The sequence below is a fragment of the Marinobacter sp. DS40M6 genome (assembly GCF_028581595.1).
Lineage (GTDB): Bacteria > Pseudomonadota > Gammaproteobacteria > Pseudomonadales > Oleiphilaceae > Marinobacter > Marinobacter salarius.
Genome location: NZ_JAFCAE010000002.1, coordinates 470576 through 493154, shown reverse-complemented (window position 1 = coordinate 493154; position 22579 = coordinate 470576). Strand labels below are relative to the sequence as shown.

Below are 22579 nucleotides of genomic sequence, written 5' to 3'. Positions count from 1 at the left end.
CGCTGTGATACATTTCCAGCTCTACCCACATAATAGCTTCTGGACACGGATTATGGCGTTATGGACTCCCGGCTGGTCTTCGAAAGGGCCCGACGATGACGATCTTGTGTTGGCCATCGACGGTGATGCGGTGCTGAAGCCCGACGTTGGCTGGCTGAAGCCTTGGCGGATGATTGCCCCTAGTACGCACGGTGATATCGGGCCGGTGTATGTTGGCCAGATGGACGGCAAGCCTGTCTACGTAGCCGAAGCCGACGCGGCCAGACTGGCGGGGTCTACAGAACGGGTGACGCTTCGGGAAGCGCTGCTGCTGATGGAGGATGCTCCCGCGGAAATGCTGGGCACCGCGTTCCAGGTGCATCAGTGGTGGCGGGATCACCGCTTCTGCGGCCGCTGTGGTGAATTGACAGAGCTGCACCCGTTGGAAAGGGCCAAGTGGTGCAAGCCCTGCGGCATTCCCTGGTATCCCAGGCTGGCGCCCTGCGTAATTGTGGTTATCCGCCGTGGTGAACGCATGTTGCTGGCCCGGTCATCGCGGACAAAGCGTCATTATTTCAGCCTGATTGCGGGCTTTGTGGAGCCGGGTGAAACCATTGAAGCGGCGGTTGCCCGGGAAGTGAAAGAGGAAACCGGCCTTGAGGTTAGTGGGGTTCGCTACCACTCCTCTCAGCCATGGCCGTTTCCCCATCAGTTAATGCTGGGCTTTTTTGCAGACTACGCCGGGGGCGAGCTGGTGCTGCAGGAAGACGAAATTGCGGAAGCGGACTGGTTTCTGCCGGGCGATATGCCACCTGTGCCGCCGGTGACCACCATCTCTGGCGGCCTGATCCAGGCCATGGTGCGGGAAATTAAAGGGCAGGGGGCATCGTCGTGACTGCGCCAAGAGTGCTGGTCTTTGATTCAGGCGTTGGCGGATTGAGCGTTGCTGCTTGTATCCATCAACAATTGCCGGGGGTGAAGTTGGTGTACCTGGCTGATAACGCTGGCTTTCCTTACGGCGCCCAGCCGGAAGCGGTGGTCATTGAGCGCAGCCAGACACTGATCCGGCTGGCGCTGTCGGAATTTCCCTGTGATGTCATTGTGGTGGCGTGCAACACTGCGAGCACTGTGGTATTGCCGCATCTTCGGACCATGACACCGATACCGGTGATCGGCGTGGTGCCGGCGGTAAAGCCTGCGGCGGCGGTGTCTGAAAACCGCCGTATTGGTCTGCTGGCCACCCCCGCCACTGTTCGTCGGCCCTACCTTGCCGACCTGATTGACGAGTTTGCCAGTGATTGCACGGTGGAACGGCTGGGGCATCCGGACTTGGTGCAATGGATCGAAAATCTGGTGTCCGGTTCGCCAGTCCCCGAACAGGCCTTGTCCGTGGCATTGCAACCATTCCGGGACGTGGGTGTGGACACTGTGGTTCTGGGCTGCACTCATTACCCGCTGATAAAGGATCTGCTGCAGAGCCAGTTGCCGACCGTAAAACACTGGGTGGATTCCGGAGAGGCCATCGCCCGCCGAGCGGCCTGGTTATTCGAACAGCAGGGGCTGGAAGTGAAAAGTCTTATGGCCCTCAACAGCGATGGGGATGTGGTTGATGCCGCCCTGTTTTCCGGGGACATCCCACGAGGTATCGGGGAGTTCCTGGATGGGCTCAGCCTGGCCACCAACGACATCCGTGGTAACTGGTCCTCGTCGGTAGTCGGTGCTATAGCAAGCGGGTCAGCTTGAACATGGCCAGGAACTCCAGTGCCGGTAAGGATCGGCGGTGGCAACAGTAGGTTTTAAAGTTGTCGCCACGGAATCGTGACTTGGTAAATTCCAGGCCCTTGAAGTTGTAAAGGAAGTTCCCCTTCTCATACAGGCCGTGCATGATGCGCTTGAGCAGTCGGCTTTCCTGGTGCTCGGTAGCCGGGTCCAGGGATAGCGGAATTAAACCCAGGTCCAGATAGGGCACGCCTTCGGCCTTGAACACATCCATGGCATGGGCCATCAGGGTGTAGAAAATACCCTGGCGGAAATCCGCGTTGGCCCTTGAGATGTTGGGCACGTAACTGATGATCTCGTTATTGCGGTAGATGGGGTCGAAGTAGATAAAGCCCACGGCCTTGCCATCCTGGTACGCGTAGAAATGGCGTTCGTTCTCCCGGTACTCCATCTCCATGGGACGTATCAGGAAACGGATCTCCTTGCTCTTGCATTTACGGGTGCGAATCCAGGCATCGGAAATTTCGCGGGTGTGGTCATCGCTGAAGCGCTCCTTCACGGTAATGCCGTTTTTTTCCGCCTGGTTGAGGGCCGTGCGCAGGATCTGTTTCTTCTTCCCGCTGAGCGACCAGTTTTTCAGGTTGATACGGGATTCGCTGCCAAACTGGGTGCCAAACAGGCCAAAGCGGCGGTAGAGGTAGTCCACGACAGGTTTGGATACCTGGATGTAGCAGGCGGAAGGGAAGCGTTGGTGAAACTGTTCCAGGATCACCTCAAAGTGTTCCGGTGCGGTGACAGGATCGGAGAGCACGAACGTGCCGCCCCATTTGCGCATATACGCCAGGTAGCCAACGCCGGGCACATCGAAATACTGCATCTCAGGTTGCAACGTCGAGAACGACTGGGAATGGGTGCCGTACTTCTTGAGGTAACTGATGCGCTCCGGAAAGGTAAATACACCTTCGTCCAGAGAGCGTACGCCATCGAGTGAAAGGATCTGGTCTGACATTGTGAAACTCCCCCGTTTATTGTTTTAAATCCGGCGTGAGGCCTCGTGTCTACACCTGTTTCCGTCCCAGGATCGACCAGTAACAGTTCATGTTCAGCAGCTTGAAATGCTTTTTCTCGGTAACGTGCAGGCCAAGGCGCTGCATGTGTTCGGGGTAGTTGTAAATCTTGTGGAAGGCATTGTTGGCGAACAGCCAGAAGATGAAGACGGCCATGTACCAGTACATCTTCTTGAACAGGCGGGCCACAATGTTGCCGGTGGGGTAGCAGAAGTCACCCACAACCACCCTGGCGTCGGCCTTGCCCAGACGGATCAGATGCTCCAGCACCCGCACCATCATGTCTTCGTCAAACACGTTGAGGAAAAAGTTGGCGACCACCATGTCGTACTGTTCGAACTCATCGACCTTCATGATGTCGCTGTGAATGCGGCGGATGGTCAGGTGCGGCGCCTCTTTTTCCTGGGCTTCGGCAAACTTGCGCAGCATGGTCTCGGAGAGGTCCACCACGGTCACGTCCGCGCCCAACTCTGCGGCACGGATCGCGTCACGGCCATGGCCCACGCCTGCAAACAGGATGCGGGCGCCGGGCTTGACGGTTTCCACATCGAGCATGGCAGTCTTGCAGCGATGGATGTTCTTGCCGCTGTAGAGGTTGCTCAGAAAATCGTATACCGGGCCAATGTATTTGTATTTATCGCGCATGGTGACTTCTGCCTGTCCATATCCTGGGGATGCTTCCATTCTTCTTGTGATTGTTGATTCACCGTCAGGTGAATTGAAGGAAGCGCCTGATGGATTTGAGCTTAGAGAAGCCGGTGGGGGAATTATGTGCAGTACCGCGCATTTCCAGATACATAACGTAACGAACAGCAACACTTTGCAAACCAGATCAACATTTTAGATCTGACTGTCCGACAATGGAGTATCGATAATGCGGTAGGTTAGAAAGCGACGGCGCGCGCCGGGGTATGTCCGAGGGTTTTGCCGATGACGTCTGCAGGCCGCGCCGGGCCGTAGAAGAATCCCTGAACCTGGTGGCATCCCAGGCTTTTGAGGTAGGTGAGCTGTTCGTCCGTTTCCACACCCTCCGCCACGATCTGAAGTTTCAGTCCATGGGCCATGGCGACAATGGCGTTTACAATACACGCACCATCTTCGCCTCTGCGAATGGCTTTGACGAAGGACTGATCCACTTTCAGGGTGTGAATGGGCAGCCGGTGAATGTAATTCAGGGAGGAGTAGCCGGTGCCGAAATCATCAATGGCAATTCTGACGCCCAATGACGCTAATTCCCGGAGTTTCTGACTGATCTGCTCAAGATCGTTCATGATCACGTTTTCAGTGATCTCGATTTCCAGGTTTTGGGGCGGGAAGCCGTGGGCCTGGAGTTGAGCCATCAGGGTCTCTACAAACCTTGGGTGCTCCACCTGGACCGGGGACAGGTTTACGGCCAGTCGCAGGTCGCTGTGTCCTTCTCGAATCCACTGGCCGACATCATGGCAGGCCTGGTCGAGTACGCATTCACTGAGTTTGGCAATGAGTTTGGTTTCTTCCGCCAGCGGCAGGAAGTCCCGTGGATAGAGCAATCCCCTTTCCGGATGTTGCCAGCGCACCAGCGCTTCCAAACCCACCACGCGATTGCTCGAGGAACAGACTTGCGGCTGATAGAACACCCGCAACTCATCGCGCTCCAGTGCCATCCTAAGGTCTCTTTCCAGGCTCAGGCGGTTGGCCGTGTCAATGCTCATGCTCTCCGAGTAGAAGCGATAGCCATCCTTGCCCCGTGCTTTGACGTGATACATGGCAATGTCGGCGTTCTGGATCAGTTGATCCATGGATTCGCCGGCTTCCGGGTAGGTGGCAATGCCAATGCTCACACCTACGAAAACTTCGTGTTCGCCCAGTTGGAAAGGCGCGCGCAAGGCCTTGATCAACTTCTTTGAAATCTGTCTTGCGTCCTCGTAACCGTGGATCGACGGCAACAGCAGAGTGAATTCATCGCCACCGAAGCGTGACAGGGTATCCCCTTTGCGCAGACACCGTTCCAGTCGCTGTGTGACAGCCTGCAACAGGCGATCGCCCATGGCATGTCCCAGCGTGTCGTTGATAACCTTGAAGCGATCAAGGTCCAGGAACATCACCGCCAGCTTCTGCTCACTGCGGCGCGCGTGGGTGATGGCCAGGTCGAGCCGGTCCTTGAACAGGGCGCGGTTTGGCAGTCGGGTCAACAAGTCGTGGTAGGCCTGGAAGTTGATAAAGGCTTCCGCTTCCTTACGCTCGGTCACATCGCGAGCAGTGCCGTAGTAGCGGGCCTCGCGACCATTGTATTTGCCGTCATCGTGATTGGTGTGGGGCCAGGTTTCCGGGTCAATCGGAAACGCGGTAATTTCAAAGTGTCGGGTGGCTTTGCGGCTGCCTCGGGTCTTGAGCCGAACTTCCAGTGTCCGGGGATTGTCGGCGCTGATATTCGGGCCTTTCAGAGCATAGGTTCCCCGGGCGATGTCCCGGTCATCCAGGATGTGGCGAAAGTGACGCCCGCACAGCTCAGCGGGTTGGTAGCCAAGCAGGCTCTCAATCTTGCTGTTCACAAAACAGAAATGCCCGTCGCCATCGAGCATGAAAACGATATCGGGTGAGCTGTTGACGATGTAGCGATGCAGTTCCTCGGACTTTTCCAGGCGCATTCGTATGTGCTCGTGGGCGCGAAGCAGAGAACGCTTGCCGAGCACGCCGTCGACCGTTGCCAGCAGTTCTTCCGGGTCGAACGGTTTGCGGATATAGTCCAGTGCCCCCCGGCGCAGGGCACGGCTGACGGCGCTGAACGAGCTTTCACCGCTCACGACAATCACGCCACATTCTGGTTGTTCCGATGACAGGCGTTCCATCACACCGAATCCGTCCACATCGGGCATGCGAAGATCCAGCATTGCCAGGTCGAACGATTCGGTCTCAAGGATGCGACAGGCCATGCGCCCACCTTCCGCTTCGGTGACCTCGTACCCCTTGCTTCTGAGCAGTGAAGCAAGGCCGGAAAGCAGTCTCGGATCATCGTCGACGACCAGGATGCGCGCCTTTCCGTCGTCGCCGTAAGTCCACTCGGTGCTCGCAGGTTTCATGTCAGTAGCCCGTCGTTTCTTCGTCATTTTTCATCGTTTTTTTTATTTGCCGCCGCGGGAAACAGAATTCGGAATGCTGTCCCTCCGCGCCCCGTGCGGCAACTAATGATGCCCTCCATGTCATCAATCAACTGTTTGACCACGCTCAGACCCAGGCCGCTATGGCCCTTGCCCTTGGTGGATTGAACCGGTGAAAACAAGTGTTTTCGGACCTCGTCGGGAATTCCATTACCGGTGTCCGCCACTTCCAGTTCCACCCAGGTTTTTCCGCTCTGCCAGACTGGTGCCTGTGTGTGAATAGCCACTTCGCCACCGTCAACAAGGCATTCTGCCGCATTACGGACCAGGTTGATAACCACCTGCCGGATGACAGCACCGGGCACGGTAACATCGGTGGGGTCCGCGCAAAGGTCAAGCTCCAGCGCCATGTCGTCGCCGCTGAACAGGCTGTCTTCCAGCAAGTCCCGCAGAATTCTCAGTTCGTCATTAAGATTGCAGACGCCGGTCGGGTTTGCTGCATCATGGCCCGGACCCCTGCTGATCTGCAACAGGAGATCCCCCGCGCGATCAAGTTCGTCACGTATGACGTCCAGCTCTTCCTGTACTTCGTCATCATCCAGCCGGTTCCGTAGCTGATAGATATATTGCCGGATGATGGTCAGCGGGTTGCTCACCTCATGGACCTGGCGACGAATGGCCTGTCGGGCCAGTTCCGACTCCATACTGTCCTGGGTACCACTATTGGCTAGCGTGGCAGTGACGGCGTCAGACAGTTTGGCGCTGAACAGGCGACCGATTTCTTCTGTCTGACCGGAACTGTCATGGTCGGTACCGACGACAAAGACGCCAGCACATTGATCTTCCCCCCGAACGGGAATAGCCACCAGAGAAGGGGTTTTCAAGAGAGAAAGCAGCTGGCGGTCCAGCACAGTCGTTGTGCGGTCACCAAGACACAGGGCGGTGCCGCTGCTGTAGGCCTCGGTCAACACGCTGGTGGCCGGCCCGCTGGCAACTGTAAGGTCAGGAGTATCGCCGTTGCTGGCGGATAGCAGTGTCAGCCCGTCTCCGGCCTGGCCAAAATACAGTGCCGGCAGGCCGGTGATCAGTGTCAGGCTGGTGACGGTTGCGGCCAGACTCTCCTGGGCACTGCCGCGAATCGGCGACAGTTCCAACGCCTGGCTGGCCATGGCCTGTTTCAGTATGGTCTGTTTGAGTTTGTGGTTGGAATGGTGGGCGTCGTAGTCTTCCGATAGCGGAATGCCCAGTGACTCGGCCACGCCGCTCACTTCCTGGTCGATCCTGCGGTTGATCTCTCGCGTGAGCTCTTCATTGAGCCCAAAAATGGTCCCCGCCGCCGCAATGCCCGCCGCGTCCGAGAGTGCCAGGCGCGTTGCCAGACTGATCAGTTTGACCAGGTGCCCAGCATCCTGTATTTCCGCTGGCATGGCCTGCTGATAGCGCATAGCGTCAACCGCCATGGGGCCCAGCCCCCATGAATTGACCAGTTCGGCAGCAATATCGGACTGGTGGTCAAAGTAGTATTGCTGGGTTTCTCCAGGCGGTGTTTTCAGTGCGATCAGCTCGCCTACGTTGTGCAACATACCCAGCATGAACGCCTGGTCGGGTTCGGGGTAGCGGGTCAGTGTTGCCAGAGCCCTGGCCGTCAGGGCGGTGGTCAGTGAATGGCGCCAGAAGTCCCGCAGCTGTTGCCACTGGTCTGCCCCGAGTTCGTAAAGAATCTGGCGCAATGCAGCAGTCAGAACCAGGGTGTGAAAACGTCGGGTTCCCAGCCGGAGCAGGGCCTGGTCAATGGAACGTATTTGCGAGGTGGGGCCGTACAGTGCCGAGTTGGCGAGGGCGAGAACGCGAGTGACCAGAGCGGTGTCGGCAGACACAATGTCACTTATTCGGCGATAGTTTTCATCCTGATGGCAGGCCTCAAGCGCCCGAAGGGTAACCTCCGGGAGACTCGGTAGCTGTATGTCAGGGGCAATCTGCATAGGCCTGCCTGTGTAACGCGCCAGATATTTCGTTAGTATCTGACGACTTGTTCATAAACATTAACCCGATGGAGCTTAGTCAATAACCTGCATTTATTAAACAGTTATTGGTCCTTTTTTAAGCAGAGTATTACCCGTGTTGTGATGTGTGTAAACTTTTTACAGGTTAAATGTCGCAAAACCGTCCATGATCGGGCATTCAACCCGTCTCTTTTTGTCTACAGTTAGAACTCCGTCCGGGTTACACTTTGACACAGTACTCAAATTTTACCCGGATCACGTGTCAGTCGATGGACAAGACAGCGCCTATTAAGCATTCATGACCGATTCCCGCACTTCCAGGCACATTCCGAAGCAACCCAGAACACTGGCCATAACCGGTGGCAAAGGTGGCGTCGGAAAAACATCGGTGGCACTGAACCTTTCCCTGACCCTTGCGCGAGAGGGTTACAGAGTATTGTTGCTGGATGGTGACACGGATCTGGCTAATGTCAGTATCATGCTGGGCCGGTATCCGGAGCGCACCCTGGCCAACGTAATGGCCGGTGAGTGCTCTCTCCGCGACGTGATTATGGAAGCGGAGTGGGGTTTGCACATCATTCCCGGCGCCTCGGGAGTTGAACAATGTGTGGATATGGCCGCTGAAGAAAGCCTGCGTGTTCTCAAGGCTTTGTCGAGGCTGGAGAAAAACTACGACTACGTGATCACAGACACGGCCTCCGGTTTGCAGAAGACCGGCATGCACATGATTGCGGCGGCGGAACTGGCCTGCGTCGTGGTCACGCCAGACCCTGCATCGCTGACCGATGCCTTCTCCCTGATAAAACTTCTGATTCGCCGTGGCTACCGAAGGACGCCGAGCGTGTTGGTGAACATGGCCCAGGGTGCAAGTCAGGCTCGATCCGTGTTTCAGCGCCTTGATGCTGCTGCAGTTCGGCACCTGGGGTTGCAGTTGCATTACCTGGGTGCGATCTGGCGTGACGAAACCTTGCGCCAGTCAGTGATGAATCAACGCCCTGTGGCACTGTTGCCGGCTTCTGATCCGTCCAGCCGTCAATTCCGAACATTGGCTGACATGCTGAACGTGCGGCTGCGCCAGCTGCCGCCGCGAAAGGCGGGGATTGCGGCGTATTGGCACCGGGTGTCGTCCGGTTCAGCGGATACGGCGCCTGCGTCCGGCGGTGGCCAGGCAAAAACGCCAAAAGACCCGGCCCAGGAATGCAAGCGGCTGACTGCAGAACTCGGCGAAATACTGGCTGACAGCAGTGACAAGCCGCTGCTGCGTTATGACGCGTTTCAGGGGCTTTTTGCACTGTTAGGGCGCAAAATGGATGCAGATGCCATCGAGATTATCCAGACCGGTTTAGCCTCTCTCAATTGGGACAAACTGGAAAAGGAACAACGAGAACATATGGCGACTCATCTTCGCCATCTCGCTGCAGAAGTTGACCCTGCGGCAGTTCCCCGTAAGGCGGAAGCAATAGTAAATAAGCCAGAGCGGGAGCCGTACTACGACCGTATCAGTTTTGGTGAACAAAGCCGGTTGATTCGGGCGCTTAAGGAGCAGCCGTCCAATATCTCCCTGGATCAGCTTCTACGCTCGCTGGCGGACACCGACAAGAACGGTTCCTGAGCACCTTTTATCCGGTTTCTCTCCATTCCTTTTTTTTGCATTTAGTCACCTTATTTTATGGTCATTTTATTGATGCAATTTGTAGCGTAACTTTGCTCTATGTCACCGCACTGTCATTCGGTCTGTGCAAAAATCAGCCTTATTCCCGGAATCGTGGCCCGCAAAATGCAGTAAAACCCACTGCATTTGATGGCTACACAGTGAATTTGAGAAGGAGTTCTCGTCATGGCAACACAGCAGCAACAGAATGGAGCGTCAGCGTCCGGTGTTCTTGAGCAACTACGTGGTAAACACGTGTTGATCACCGGCACCACCGGGTTTCTTGGTAAGGTGGTACTGGAAAAACTGATTCGCACGGTGCCGGATATTGGCGGGATCCATCTGCTTATCCGCGGTAACAAAAGGCATCCGGCAGCGCGGGAACGATTCCTCAATGAGATCGCGAGTTCTTCCGTGTTCGAACGCCTTAGGCACGATGACAACGAGGCGTTCGAAAGCTTTCTTGAGGAACGCGTTCATTGCATCACCGGCGAAGTGACTGAACCCCGTTTTGGGCTTACGCAGGAGCGGTTCCGTGCTCTTGCCGGGCAGGTCGATGCGTTTATCAATTCCGCAGCCAGCGTAAATTTCCGGGAGGAGCTCGATAAGGCGCTGAAGATCAATACCCTTTGCCTCAAGAACGTTGCCGCTCTGGCGGAGCTCAACAGCACTATGGCGGTCATCCAGGTATCCACCTGCTACGTCAACGGAAAAAATTCCGGTCAGATCACGGAGTCCGTTATCAAGCCGGCGGGAGAGTCTATCCCCCGCAGCACCGACGGATACTATGAAACGGAAGAGCTTGTACACCTTCTGCAGGACAAGATCTCCGACGTGAAGGCCCGATACTCCGGCAAAGTGCTTGAGAAAAAGCTCGTGGACCTGGGTATTCGCGAGGCCAACAACTACGGCTGGAGCGACACCTACACGTTTACCAAATGGCTGGGTGAGCAACTCCTGATGAAAGCCCTTTCCGGGCGCTCACTCACAATTGTTCGCCCTTCCATCATTGAAAGTGCACTGGAAGAACCCTCGCCGGGATGGATTGAAGGTGTGAAGGTGGCGGATGCGATCATACTTGCCTACGCCCGTGAGAAGGTCTCCCTGTTTCCCGGCAAACGCAGCGGTATTATCGACGTGATTCCGGTGGACCTAGTGGCCAACAGCATTATCCTGTCCCTGGCTGAAGCCATTTCCGAGCCTGGGCATCGCCGCATCTATCAATGCTGCAGTGGCGGTTCAAACCCAATTTCGCTGGGCACGTTCATTGACTACCTGATGGCCGAAGCCAAGTCCAACTATGCAGCGTATGACCAGTTGTTCTATCGACGGCCCACGAAACCGTTTGTGGCGGTCAACCGCAAGCTGTTTGATGTTGTGGTTGGCGGGATGCGCGTGCCGTTGTCCATCGCTGGCAAGGCACTGAGGCTGGCTGGCCAGAACCGTGAGCTAAAGGTTCTCAAAAACCTCGATACCACGCGTTCACTCGCCACCATCTTTGGTTTCTACACGGCACCGGATTACATCTTCCGTAACGATTCGCTGATGGCCCTGGCTTCCCGCATGGGTGAACTGGATCGTGTCCTGTTCCCGGTGGATGCACGCCAGATCGACTGGCAGCTGTACCTGTGCAAGATCCACCTCGGAGGTCTTAACCGTTACGCTCTCAAGGAGAGGAAGCTGTACAGCCTGCGGGCTGCCCAGACCCGCAAGAAAGCCGCCTGACACCCGGTCAGTCGGCTGTCCTTTCTACCCGTCCCCCCCGGTTCCCGGGGGGGCGGAACCTCACTTGTTGTTTCCGCTGGCGGGTCTATCCTTTAGGGCAGGCTCCAGAACATAGGGTCACCCCTCGTGAGACCGTCATTCTAGCTAAAAGTGCTGGCGGATTGGGACGTTAGTCTAATTCATTGTTCACTGGCACGCGTGTTGAACTATGGGTATCCGTCTTCAGGGCTTTTTTGCCCGTCACGCTCTTTATTAAATAACCGATAATGACAACAGACTCTGACTAATAAGGGGGAGCACAATGACTGATAAACAGGTTTATCCGGTAAGTCCGGACGTGGCCAAACGGGCCCTGCTAAACCGGGATCAGTACGAGAAGATGTACCAACAGTCGGTGAATGACCCGGAGACCTTCTGGGCTGAACACGGCAAGCGACTGGACTGGATCAAGCCCTTCTCGAAGGTGAAAAATACCACCTACGACTACGACAACCTATCCATCAAATGGTTTGAAGACGGCCAACTGAACGCCGCCGCTAACTGCCTGGACCGTCACCTGGAAAAGCGCGGTGATCAGACAGCCATCATTTTCGAGGGCGACGACCCGGCCGATTCCCGCAACGTGACCTACCGCGAACTGTACGAAGAAACCTGTAAGTTCGCGAACGTTCTGAAAGATCAGGGCGTCAAGAAGGGCGATGTTGTCACTATCTACATGCCCATGATTGTTGAAACGGGTGTTGCCATGCTGGCCTGTGCCCGCATCGGCGCTATCCATTCTGTTGTCTTCGGCGGGTTTTCTCCGGAAGCACTGGGTGCCCGGATTGCGAATGGTAAATCCCGATTCGTGGTAACGGCTGATGAAGGTGTCCGCGGCGGCCGCAAGATTCCTCTCAAGAAAAACGTCGACGCTGCGTTGAGTAAGGAAGCCGGCGCAGAGGTGGACAAGGTTATCGTGGTCAAGCGTACCGGCGGTGATGTGCCCTGGAAAGGCGGTCGTGACGAGAGTTACGAGGAGCTGATGAAGGGCGCGTCCACGGATTGCCCTGCAGAACCCATGAACGCCGAAGATCCGCTGTTCATGCTGTACACCTCCGGCTCCACTGGCGCCCCGAAAGGCGTATTGCATACCACCGGTGGCTACATGGTCTTTACCTCCATGACCCACGAATACGTCTTCGATTACCACGATGGCGACGTCTACTGGTGTACGGCGGACTTTGGCTGGGTCACCGGTCACAGCTACATTCTGTACGGCCCGCTTGCCAATGGTGCTGTCACCGTCCTGTTTGAAGGTGTACCCAACTACCCGGATACCTCCCGTATGGGTCAGGTGGTGGACAAGCACAAGGTCAATATCCTGTACACCGCACCTACCGCCATCCGTGCCTTGATGGCCGAAGGTGAGTCCTGCATGAACGGCACCACCCGCGACAGTTTGCGCCTGCTGGGTTCGGTGGGTGAGCCGATCAACCCGGAAGCCTGGGAGTGGTACCATCGCGTAATCGGTAACAGCAAGTGCCCGATTGTGGACACCTGGTGGCAGACGGAAACTGGCGGCATCCTGATTTCGCCGCTGCCGGGCGCCATCGATCTGAAACCGGGTTCCGCGACTGTGCCGTTCTTCGGCGTCAAGCCGGCACTGGTGGATAATGACGGCAATATCCTGGAAGGCAAGACTGAGGGCAACCTGGTGATCCTGGACAGCTGGCCTGGCCAGATGCGCACCATCTACGGTGATCATGAGCGCTTCAAGCAAACCTACTTCAGTACCTACAAGGGAATGTACTTTACTGGCGACGGTGCCCGTCGTGATGAAGACGGCTACTACTGGATCACCGGCCGGGTGGACGATGTTCTGAACGTGTCCGGCCACCGCCTGGGGACCGCTGAGGTTGAGAGCGCCCTGGTAGCCCACAACAAGGTTGCCGAAGCAGCTGTGGTTGGTTACCCCCACGAAATCAAGGGGCAGGGCATTTATGTCTATGTAACCCTGGTTCATGGCGAGGAACCCAGCGACGAGTTGAAGAAGGAACTGGTCCAGTGGGTGCGCAAGGAAATCGGGCCGATTGCGTCTCCGGACGTAATTCAGTGGGCGCCTGGACTGCCCAAGACTCGTTCTGGCAAGATTATGCGTCGTATTTTGCGTAAAATCGCATCCAATGAGCACGATCAGCTGGGCGACACCTCCACTCTGGCGGACCCGGGCGTGGTGGATGACCTGATAAGCGGTCGTGCGAACAAGTAAGGCCTGCTTGCTATCAGGCTGTGACCCTGTGAGGAATCTGTTGAATGACACAAACTATTATCGTCGCCGATGATCACCCGCTGTTTCGGGCAGCTCTGAAACAGGCGGTCAGTCAGGCGGTACCTGATGCCAAGACAGTGGAAGTGGACAGCATCAAGGCGCTGCAGGCGGCGGTAGAGTCGCATCCGGATGCGGATCTGGTGTTGCTGGATCTGAACATGCCGGGCGCCCACGGCTTTTCGGGGCTCGTGTTCATGCGCGGGCAGTACCCCGGCCTGCCAGTGGTGGTGGTGTCAGGATCGGAAGAAATGCAGGTGATGCGCCGTTCGATCGACTATGGGGCGTCGGGCTTTATTCCGAAGTCGGCGCCTCTGCCAACCATCACCGAGGCGATTCAGGCAGTCCTGGAAGGAGACGTCTGGTTGCCGGAGGGTGTGGCGGACAAGATCGAGCGGATGCATTCGGACATGACGGACTTCTCCGAAAAACTGGCGTCACTGACGCCGCAGCAGTTCCGGGTGCTGGGTATGCTGGCTGAGGGGCTTTTGAACAAACAGATCGCTTATGATCTGGACGTCTCAGAGGCTACCATCAAGGCCCATATCACGGCGGTGTTCCGGAAGCTGGGGGTTCGCAACCGGACCCAGGCGGTAATTGCGATCCAGCAAATGGAGATAGATCCTTCGGATACGTCGTTGTCTGGTAGCTGATTGGCCCAGAGGTTCTATTGAATTGAAAAAGCGGAAATCCCTGCGAATGGGATTTCCGCTTTTTTTTGTTTGAGCGGGCGTGCTCACTTTTTACTGGCATACCCCAATTTCTTATCCACCAGATTGAACAGCTCCTCACCCTGATGCCAGCGGTCCAGGTTCTCCAGGAACTGGTCGGTCAGCGCCCGTTTCCAGCCGATAAAATCGCCAGACATGTGGGCGGTCATGATGACATTTTCCATATCCCAGAGCGGATGATCCGCCGGTAGGGGTTCTTCCTCGAACACGTCTAGCGCCGCGCCAGCGATGTCGCCGTTATTCAGGGCGGCAATCAGGTCGTCGGTTTTCACCACGGGCCCGCGACCAATGTTGATCAGGCGGGCGGACTTGCGCATGGCCTTGAAGGCTTTTTCGTTGAATAGGCCTTCGGTCTGGGGGGTCAGTGGGGCGGCGATGACTACGAAATCCGCCAGGCCCAGTTGCTCGGTGAGGTCGTCATTGCCGTGAACCGCGACAAAATCCGGATCGTCTTGGCGGGGTTTGCGGGCAATACCGTGGGGTTTCAGGCCGGCGGCCTTGCATAGCCGGGCAATCTGCCCGCCGATGGAACCGGCGCCAACGATCAGTACCTGTTTGCCTTCAGCTCTTTCGGTGTCCCGGTGCTGCCATTTGTGCTCTGCCTGCAGGCGCAGGGAGCGGGGAAAATCCTTGGCGAACATCAGAATCGTGCACAGCACGTACTCGGCAATGGTGCGGTCGAAGATGCCCCGGGCGTTGGTCACGGTGACATCGCCTTCAATAAGGTCCGGGAACATCAAGGCATCCACGCCGGCACTGGTGGCGTGGATCCACTGCAGTTTGTCCGCTGACGGCCAGGCGGCGGCCAGGGCCTCGGTACGAAAGTCCGTCACCATCATTACGTCGGTGCCCGGCAAGGTGTCCCGCAGAGTGGGCTCGTCAGAGGCAAAGCGAACCTCTGCTCGTGCCCGCAGGGCATCCATGCCAGGAGGCTCGTTTTCACCGGGTGCTGTCAGAACGGTTACAACCGGTTTGCTGTGTTGGGTCATCTGTCCTCCGCCAATGCAGTTTGTCCGCGTCCGGCCGCGGGAATCGACAGTCCGGATGTCGAGTCTACAGTCTGGTATCTGAGCCTGAACTGGTCAACCTGACCCCATATAAGATAAAGGTCGTAGCCCTTGTTATAGCGGGTACTACGGCGTTTCGTTCCGGTAATCCAATCTTTCTGTTTTATGTCTTGTACGGCCCCTGTTTACTGACTAACCTGCAGGAGTAGCTACTATTTTGCCCCGCGTCCAGGAGGTGTTTATGGCAGAAGCCGCCAATCGAGAAACCGGCCAGACCAAACCGCGTAAAGTGAAATACCGGAAGAACAAGGCCAGTTGGAACCCGGCGATGCAGGCGGTTCCGGTGCCGGGCATTCGTCGCATGGTGAATATGGCGGCCACCATGAAGGATGTCATTCATCTTTCCATCGGTCAGCCGGATTTGCCAACCCCCAAGCATGTCATTGACGCTTATATTGACGCGCTCAATGCCGGGCAGACGGGGTACACCATGGACGCGGGCCTGCCCGAGTTATTGGTTGCCCTGCGGGATTACTACGGCGCACGCTACGATCGCAAGCTGACCCGGGACAACATCCTGATCACCAGCGGGGCGACCGAGGCGATGTACCTGGCGATTTCGGCGACGTCTGCGCCAGGCCGGCAGTTCATCGTGACTGACCCGTCGTTCCTGCTTTACGCACCGCTGATTCGCATGAACGGTGGTGAGGTCAAGTTTGTGCCCACCCGGGCGGATAACGACCACCAGTTGGATCCGGACGAAGTAATCCGGGCCATGGGACCGCGCACGTTTGCGCTGATCCTGAACAACCCCAATAACCCCACCGGGGCCGTATACCCCCGCACTACCGTCGAGACCATTCTGGAAGAGTGCGCCTACCGGGGAATCCAGGTATACGCCGACGAGGTCTATGATCACCTCATCTTTGACGATGACGACTTCGCCAGTGTATTGAACTGCTCAATGGACCTGGACAACATCATGTGCATCAGCAGCTTCTCGAAGACCTACAGTATGGCCGGGTTGCGGGTAGGTTGGGTGATTGCAAGCCAGGCGGCGATCAAGTCGCTGCGGCGTTTCCACATGTTCACCACCTCTGTCGCCAACACGCCGTCCCAGTTCGCGGGCGTCGCGGCACTCACCGGAGACCAGCAATGCGTCAAGAACATGGTGGACATCTACCGTGAACGCCGCGACAAGGTGGTGGAATTGGTCGACCAGACACCGTATCTGACAGGGTACAAACCCGGTGGCGCCTTCTTTGCGTTCCCGGATTTGCCGCCCCACGTGGACGGCTCCGATCTGGCGCTGCGAATGCTCAAGGAAACGGGTGTTTGCCTGGTGCCGGGAGATGCCTTCGGGGAAGGGTGCACGAACGCCGTTCGGATCAGTTTCTCGACCACGTGCGAGAAACTGGATGAAGCCTTCGACCGGATCATCCCCTGGATGGCCAAGCAGCAGTTCTGACCGTCATGTCGGCTCTGGACTCAGTGCTTGTGCAATGCCCCTACTGTTGGGAGACGCTGGATCTCAGCGTCGACCCTTCGGTGGAAGATCAGGAGTACGTGGAGGACTGCCAGGTGTGCTGTCAGCCCATCCTGGTCCACGTGGTCCTCGACGAGAACCTGACCCCCTCCGTGACCGTCCGGGCCGAGAACGAATAACCGCCCGCCAACCTTCGGCGGTGTCTATTCATTCCTGAACGATGATTAACCTGCCCGGCTTGCCCGGGCAGCCACCTTGGCTCAGGATAGGAGGAACTGCAAAGGAGAGTCTTTCGATGGTCAACGCATCAACCCGCCTGTTTTCGGCCGTTATTCTGTTATCCATGTTTGTTCTAGGCGGCTGTGCCAGCCTGTCACCCTATTCCATTTCCGAAGCGACGTTGGAGCGCCACTTTCAGGATACCGTCAGTGACTTTGATCGCCGGCAGCTGCAGAGCGGGTCGCCACTTAGCCTGAGCCTGAGCAATGCGGACATTACCCTTGGCCCGGATGGCCGTGACGTGGCGGTCATTGACCTGAGAGGACAGGTCGCCCTGAATGCGCTGATGGCAAAGCTGCCAGTCGATATTGCCCTGAAAGTGGAAGGAGCGCCTGTTTACGACAGTAAGGAGAAAGCGATCTACATTCGGCGGCTGCAACTGTTGGAAAGCAGTATCGATTCGTCGTTTTTCAAAGGGGATCTCAAACCGGTTACGGATAACGTCATGAGGGTGGTTGCCCAGATGCTGGAAACCATGCCGGTGTATCGGCTGGATGAAGCGGACTTCACCCAGCGAATGTTCGGCATGGTGCCCATGGACGTGAGGGTTGCGCCCGGGCGGCTTGAGTTCGTTATGGCCGAGTAAGTGACTCCAGGCGCTCGCGCACGGCGGCGCCGATTTCCTGTGTACCCCTGGATTTGCCGGCGTTCTCCGCCAGATCAGCGGCTACTGCGTCAAACAATTCCCGCCCGGCCGCGGCCACAGCCGGGTCCTTCCGCCCCAGCCACTCCAGCATGCGTGCCGTGGTGAACAGCATTGCTGTGGGGTCGGCCAGGCCCTGGCCGGCAATATCCGGTGCGCTGCCATGGGTTGGCTCGAACATCGAGGGCATGCCGTTTTCGTCGGGATTCAGGTTGCAGGAGGGCGCCACGCCCATGCCGCCGGACAATACGGCTGCCAGGTCGGTCAGGATGTCACCCTGCAGGTTGCTGGCCACCACCACATCGAACGCCCAGGGCGCCTGGACGAACTTCATGCAGGCCGCATCCACCAGTTCGTGGTGCGTTGCTACGTCGGGGTACTGTTTCGCCATTTCTTCGAAGGCTTCGGTGTACATGTCGCCCCAATAGCGCAGGGCATTGCGTTTGGTCACGATGCACACCTGGCTTTCGCAGGTTTTACCTTCCAGAGTACGGAAGTGTCGGGTGCGGCCTTCTTCGGCGCGTGCGGCGGCTCGCAGGCGGGCCTGCTCGAAGCCATAGCGGATAATCCGGTCGGTTGCCCGGCGGGTGAATACTTCCATCTGGGTAGCCACTTCATCCGGTGCGCCCTTACGGAGCCGCCCGCCCTGGCTAACGTACTCGCCCTCGCTGTTTTCTCGAATCACCAGCATGTCGATGTCTTTGGCGCGCTCATCCGCCAGATACTGACGGGCACCGGGAAGCAGTCTGGCGGGCCGTTCGCAAACCCACTGATCAAATCCCTTGCGCATGTCCAGCAGGGGGGCCAGGGAGATGCTGTCTGGCAGCAGGTAACGGTCAGGGTCGTCGACCGGGCCGGGGTCGCCCAGGGCACCCAACAGAATCGCATCATAGGATTTTAATTGGTCCAGAGCATCAGCCGGCATGGATTCGCCATTCTCTTCGTGCCAGGCATGGGATGGCCAGGGAAAGCGTGTCCACTCCATCGGCAAATCGTGTCGTTTGCGCAGGGTCTCCAGGCAGTGTACCGCCTCGGCAACCACTTCAGGACCGATGCCATCACCGGGGGTCACCGCAATTCGGGTTTTCTGGGCCATTCCGGATACTCCTTCCTGTTGCTGTGATCGTAGAGTCAGTCGTGTGATTCAGTGTAGTCATGTGCCATGGGGATTCCACACCATTTAATCCCTCGTTTGTTTTACCAGTTATGGATTGCTGGTTATAGTGCTGTGGTTGACTAATTTTACTGAGGATTTGCCTTGTTCTATCGCCTGATTACCGTCGTTGGCGGACTGTTGTTTGTCATCATCCTGTTCGCGCTGATCTGGTTCTTCTGCAAACAGTTCCTGCTTCGCCATGGCGTCAAGGAACAGGTATCTGATCGCGCCACAGTGCTGGCCACCTGGACATTTGCGGGCGTCAGTGTGGGGCTCGTGTTTGCGGTGTTGGGTGCCTTTATTCTTGGCCCCTGGGCGTTCTACCGCACCTTGCGAGGGCACGACACTGAGGTGTCTGATGGGGCCGCGATCTGGTGGGGCTTCGGCATTGTTGTAGCGTCACTGGGTATTACCGCCGCCGGATTTCTTGGTTTCCTGAAACTGGTGGGGGCCTACTGAAGGTGGCGCTCACACGATGCTGGCCAACTGCTCCCGGAACCAGATGAGCGCTGGCTCCCTTTCATAGGCCTTGTGCCAGTATAGATGCACATCGATACCGGGTAGGTCCACCGGAGTGGTCAGAATATCGATGTCAGCCCGTTCCGCGATGATCCGCGCGTAGTTTTCCGGCATGGTCAGCAACAGGTCGGTTCCCTCAGCTACCCGGCAGGCGGCGTAGTAGTGCTGGCATCGCAGACGAATGTTTCGCTGCACTCCGAACCGCGACAGTTCAAAGTCCTCAATGCCGGGGCCCTCCGACCGGGACGAAACCAGTACATGCTTGGCTTCGAGATACTTGTCCAAGGTCAGGCCGCCGCCGGTGAGCGGGTGGCCCTTTCTCGCCAGCACCACCAACCTGTCGTGTCGCAATAGTTCATGGCCCGTCTGATTGCTGACCGGCAACAGCACGTCCACCGCAAAATCCAGTTTGCCCGCTGCCAGCTGGGTTTCCATGTCCCGCCGGGGTACCCGCTGGCTGATGATCTCCAGTTCGGGGTAGCTTTCCAGTCGGCCCATCAGTTTGGGCAGGAACGTCGACTCGAGGATGTCCCGCAAGGCCAGCGAATAGGTTTTGCGCTGATTGGCCGGGTCGAAGGCGTGGAACTGGTTCACCGCACTCTGTATCTGGGTCAGCCCCGGGCGCATGGACTCCAGGAAACGACGGGCCAGGGGAGTGGGCACCATCTGGTTGCCCTGACGGCTGAACAAGGGGTCATCAAAATGCTCCCGCAGACGTGACAGGGAATGGCTGACCGCCGGCTGGGTGAGGTGGAGGGCCCGGGCGGCGCGGGTCAGACTGCCCTCCCGGTAGATGGTGTCGAATACATGCAGCAGGTTCAGGTCCAGTCGATTCAGTGCCATAAGCATCTCCCCTTCGCGAATAAGCCAGCCTTATGATAAATGATAAGAATTATTCAGTCGCGTAATAGTGGATAGAAAACTAGACTGGCTCGATATCGGTCAAACCAAGAGGACATGGCAATGGATTTCAGTATTTCCGAGAAGGGCCAGGACTATCTCAAGCGCGTCAAAACTTTCATGGAGGAAGAAATCTTCCCGATTGAAGAGCAGTACCATAAGGAACTGATGGCGCAGGAAAACCGCTGGGTGGTGTTGCCCATCATCAAGGAACTGAAAGCAAAGGCCAAAGCACAGGGCCTGTGGAACATGTTCTTCCCGGATGAGAAATACGGGTGTGGGCTTCTCAACTCCGACTATGCCCTGATTGCCGAAGAAACTGGCCGCAGCTTCATTGCCCCGGAAATCTTCAACTGCAACGCGCCGGACACCGGCAACATGGAAGTGCTGATCCACTACGGCTCCGAAGAGCAGAAAGCCGAGTGGCTGCCCCGTCTGCAAAGCGGTGAAGTACGCTCCGCTTTCTGCATGACAGAGCCAGCTGTGGCATCTTCAGACGCCACCAACATGGAAGCCACGGCCACCGTGGATGGCGACGAGGTTGTTCTCAACGGTCGCAAATGGTGGAGCACTGGCGTTGGCCACCCGGATTGCAAGGTTGCCATATTCATGGGCCTGACCGATCCCGATGCCCACAAGCACCGCCGTCATTCCATGGTGTTGGTGCCGCTGGATACCCCTGGGGTCAAAATTGAGCGAATGCTGCCGGTGTTCGGCGCCTACGATGAGCCATACGGTCACGGTGTTGTGTCCTTCGACAACGTGCGCTTGCCCAAGACTGCATTTATTGCGGGCCCCGGCCGTGGCTTCGAGATTGCCCAGGGCCGTCTTGGGCCGGGGCGTGTTCACCACTGTATGCGTGCCATCGGTGCGGCGGAGCGTACTCTGGAACTGATGATCAAAAGGGCGACCAGTCGTGAGGCGTTTGGTCGGCCAATCGCTAAACTGGGCGGTAATCCGGATGTGATTGCCAATGCCCGTATGGCGATTGAGCAGGCGCGTTTGCTGACGCTGAAATGCGCCTGGGCATTGGATACCAAAGGTATCTCTGGAGCCTTGCAGGAAGTGTCCATGATTAAGGCGGTTATTCCGAAGATGCTTCAGCAGATTGTGGACGATACGATTCAAATTCACGGTGGTGCGGGTGTTAGCGACGATGATTTCCCGCTGACTCAGCTGTTCGCCTATGCTCGGGTTTTGCGCCTGGCTGATGGCCCTGATGAGGTTCACCGTGCGATGGTTGCTCGTCTGGAGTTGGCTAAATACCGGAACTGAAGCTTGGGTGCCTGGGGACGGAGGGAGGCTGTTTCAGAGACACGCTCCTTCGGCACATCCATGTGGCGCTTGGACTCCGCCATCCATGGCTCCGTACAGTTTCTGAAACAGCCCCCCTCCGTCCCCTGCTAACTCAGGGAGTCGGCATGTGGGGCCATCGCGGGCTCTTGCACCGAAACTAAAAACGATAGAAAACAGCGGAAGACAACGATGACACAGCGAGTATTTATTACCGGCGGGGCCAGCGGCCTGGGCCGGGCTATTGCATTGCGGTATGCCAAAGAAGGCGCCAAGGTCTGTATTGGCGATATTAATCCCGAGCAGGGCATTGCCGTAGAGCAGGAGATCAACAACGCGGGTGGCGAAGGTTACTTTGTTGAGTGCGATGTGCGCCGGCTGACCGACCTTGAGAAGATCTGCGAGGACCTCACCGGCAAATGGGGCGGGGTAGACGTGGTGGTGAACAACGCTGGTGTCGCTTCCGCGGGCTCGATTGAAGACACCACCATGGCCGATTGGGAATGGATCATGGACATCAACGTGTTGGGTGTCGTTCGTGGCTGCAAGGCCTTTACCCCGCAGTTCAAGAAGCAGGGCTCCGGAGCCTTTGTGAACATCGCTTCCATGGCCGGGCTTATGCTTGCGCCGCTGATGGACAGCTACAATGTGTCCAAGGCCGGTGTGATTGCGCTCTCGGAAACCCTCAGCCAGGAGCTGCGAGACTCCGGTATACACGTTAGCTGCGTATGCCCGGCGTTTTTCCAGACCAATCTGACCAGCAGCATGCGATCGGATATTCCGGGCATTCAGCAGAACGTCAACAAACTGATGAAACGCTCCACCATCACTGCTGAAAACGTGGCCGATGACATCGTTCGTTCGGTAGAGAAAGGCGATTTCTGGGTGCTGCCACACGCCAAAGAGCGTCGCATGTGGGTACTCAAACGCCACGCGCCCAAGGCGTTTGACTGGTTGATGTACCAGGAAAGCAAGCGCTGGATGAAGAAAATGGGCGGCAAGGCCTAAGTCATTATTTAACACAGAATCAGGAAGTAAG

19 protein-coding genes are annotated in these 22579 nt (G+C 57.1%); 12 read left to right on the top strand and 7 right to left on the bottom strand.

Annotation, left to right across the window (positions count from 1 at the left end; translation table 11 throughout):
- The first annotated feature begins 52 nt into the window (after window positions 1–52).
- Together nudC and murI are read left to right on the top strand one after the other, a co-directional pair.
- The gene (gene nudC, locus JJO78_RS06330) at window positions 53–874 is read left to right on the top strand and encodes an NAD(+) diphosphatase (RefSeq protein ID WP_075195969.1); all 822 of its coding nucleotides are present in this window, start codon (window positions 53–55) and stop codon (window positions 872–874) included.
- Complete coding sequence (murI, locus tag JJO78_RS06325) at window positions 871–1722, top strand: glutamate racemase (protein ID WP_075195968.1); 852 nt, start codon at window positions 871–873, stop codon at window positions 1720–1722. Before nudC ends, murI begins: the two co-directional genes overlap by 4 nt.
- On the opposite strand, the gene JJO78_RS06320 is transcribed toward murI, so the two are convergent.
- From JJO78_RS06320 to JJO78_RS06305, 4 genes are all read right to left on the bottom strand, one after another.
- Complete coding sequence (locus tag JJO78_RS06320; RefSeq protein ID WP_036204254.1) at window positions 1700–2707, bottom strand: DUF2156 domain-containing protein; 1008 nt, start codon at window positions 2705–2707, stop codon at window positions 1700–1702. The genes murI and JJO78_RS06320 overlap by 23 nt on opposite strands.
- Before the next feature lie 49 nt (window positions 2708–2756).
- Window positions 2757–3410, bottom strand: a complete 654-nt coding sequence (locus JJO78_RS06315; protein ID WP_007152042.1) for a class I SAM-dependent methyltransferase — start codon at window positions 3408–3410, stop codon at window positions 2757–2759.
- Between the two features lie 239 nt (window positions 3411–3649).
- Window positions 3650–5824: an EAL domain-containing response regulator gene (locus JJO78_RS06310; protein WP_075195967.1), complete on the bottom strand. Its 2175-nt coding sequence runs from the start codon at window positions 5822–5824 to the stop codon at window positions 3650–3652.
- Window positions 5825–5847: 23 nt separating this feature from the next.
- Window positions 5848–7824, bottom strand: a complete 1977-nt coding sequence (locus JJO78_RS06305) for an HDOD domain-containing protein (RefSeq protein WP_075195966.1) — start codon at window positions 7822–7824, stop codon at window positions 5848–5850.
- Window positions 7825–8143: 319 nt separating this feature from the next.
- Between JJO78_RS06305 and JJO78_RS06300 the strand changes: the two genes are divergently transcribed.
- From JJO78_RS06300 to JJO78_RS06285, 4 genes are all read left to right on the top strand, one after another.
- Complete coding sequence (locus tag JJO78_RS06300) at window positions 8144–9457, top strand: MinD/ParA family ATP-binding protein (RefSeq protein WP_075195965.1); 1314 nt, start codon at window positions 8144–8146, stop codon at window positions 9455–9457.
- A 225-nt stretch (window positions 9458–9682) separates the two neighbouring features.
- Window positions 9683–11221, top strand: coding sequence for a fatty acyl-CoA reductase (locus JJO78_RS06295; RefSeq protein WP_075195964.1), 1539 nt, complete (start codon window positions 9683–9685; stop codon window positions 11219–11221).
- A gap of 301 nt (window positions 11222–11522) precedes the next feature.
- Window positions 11523–13469, top strand: a complete 1947-nt coding sequence (gene acs, locus JJO78_RS06290; protein ID WP_075195963.1) for an acetate--CoA ligase — start codon at window positions 11523–11525, stop codon at window positions 13467–13469.
- A gap of 44 nt (window positions 13470–13513) precedes the next feature.
- A complete protein-coding gene (locus tag JJO78_RS06285; RefSeq protein ID WP_007152036.1) occupies window positions 13514–14179 on the top strand; it encodes a LuxR C-terminal-related transcriptional regulator in 666 nt (221 codons plus the stop codon).
- An 83-nt stretch (window positions 14180–14262) separates the two neighbouring features.
- Here the strand turns inward: JJO78_RS06285 and JJO78_RS06280 are convergent, their stop codons facing one another.
- Entirely contained in the window at window positions 14263–15246 is a 984-nt protein-coding gene (locus tag JJO78_RS06280) for a D-2-hydroxyacid dehydrogenase (protein ID WP_075195962.1), read from the bottom strand.
- Between the two features lie 259 nt (window positions 15247–15505).
- On the opposite strand from JJO78_RS06280, the gene JJO78_RS06275 reads away from it, so the two are divergent.
- The 3 genes from JJO78_RS06275 to JJO78_RS06265 all read left to right on the top strand — a co-directional run bounded on the left by JJO78_RS06275 (window position 15506) and on the right by JJO78_RS06265 (window position 17615).
- Window positions 15506–16732 (top strand): pyridoxal phosphate-dependent aminotransferase, encoded by a 1227-nt coding sequence (locus JJO78_RS06275; protein WP_036204271.1) that lies wholly within the window; start codon window positions 15506–15508, stop codon window positions 16730–16732.
- A gap of 5 nt (window positions 16733–16737) precedes the next feature.
- Entirely contained in the window at window positions 16738–16929 is a 192-nt protein-coding gene (locus JJO78_RS06270; protein WP_007152033.1) for a CPXCG motif-containing cysteine-rich protein, read from the top strand.
- 116 nt (window positions 16930–17045) lie between these two features.
- Complete coding sequence (locus JJO78_RS06265) at window positions 17046–17615, top strand: DUF1439 domain-containing protein (RefSeq protein ID WP_036204273.1); 570 nt, start codon at window positions 17046–17048, stop codon at window positions 17613–17615.
- On the opposite strand, the gene JJO78_RS06260 is transcribed toward JJO78_RS06265, so the two are convergent.
- Window positions 17602–18768 (bottom strand): isocitrate/isopropylmalate dehydrogenase family protein, encoded by a 1167-nt coding sequence (locus JJO78_RS06260; protein ID WP_075195961.1) that lies wholly within the window; start codon window positions 18766–18768, stop codon window positions 17602–17604. The two genes, JJO78_RS06265 and JJO78_RS06260, sit on opposite strands and share 14 nt — an antisense overlap.
- Window positions 18769–18930: 162 nt before the next feature.
- Between JJO78_RS06260 and JJO78_RS06255 the strand changes: the two genes are divergently transcribed.
- Window positions 18931–19287: a hypothetical protein gene (locus tag JJO78_RS06255; protein ID WP_036204277.1), complete on the top strand. Its 357-nt coding sequence runs from the start codon at window positions 18931–18933 to the stop codon at window positions 19285–19287.
- Between the two features lie 9 nt (window positions 19288–19296).
- Here the strand turns inward: JJO78_RS06255 and JJO78_RS06250 are convergent, their stop codons facing one another.
- Window positions 19297–20190 carry a LysR family transcriptional regulator gene (locus JJO78_RS06250; protein ID WP_075195960.1) on the bottom strand — a complete coding sequence of 298 codons (894 nt, stop codon included), beginning with the start codon at window positions 20188–20190 and terminating at the stop codon, window positions 19297–19299.
- A gap of 120 nt (window positions 20191–20310) precedes the next feature.
- On the opposite strand from JJO78_RS06250, the gene JJO78_RS06245 reads away from it, so the two are divergent.
- Both JJO78_RS06245 and JJO78_RS06240 read left to right on the top strand, forming a co-directional pair.
- Window positions 20311–21522, top strand: a complete 1212-nt coding sequence (locus JJO78_RS06245) for an acyl-CoA dehydrogenase family protein (RefSeq protein WP_075195959.1) — start codon at window positions 20311–20313, stop codon at window positions 21520–21522.
- 210 nt (window positions 21523–21732) lie between these two features.
- Entirely contained in the window at window positions 21733–22548 is an 816-nt protein-coding gene (locus JJO78_RS06240; RefSeq protein ID WP_036204283.1) for an SDR family oxidoreductase, read from the top strand.
- Window positions 22549–22579: the final 31 nt, after the last annotated feature.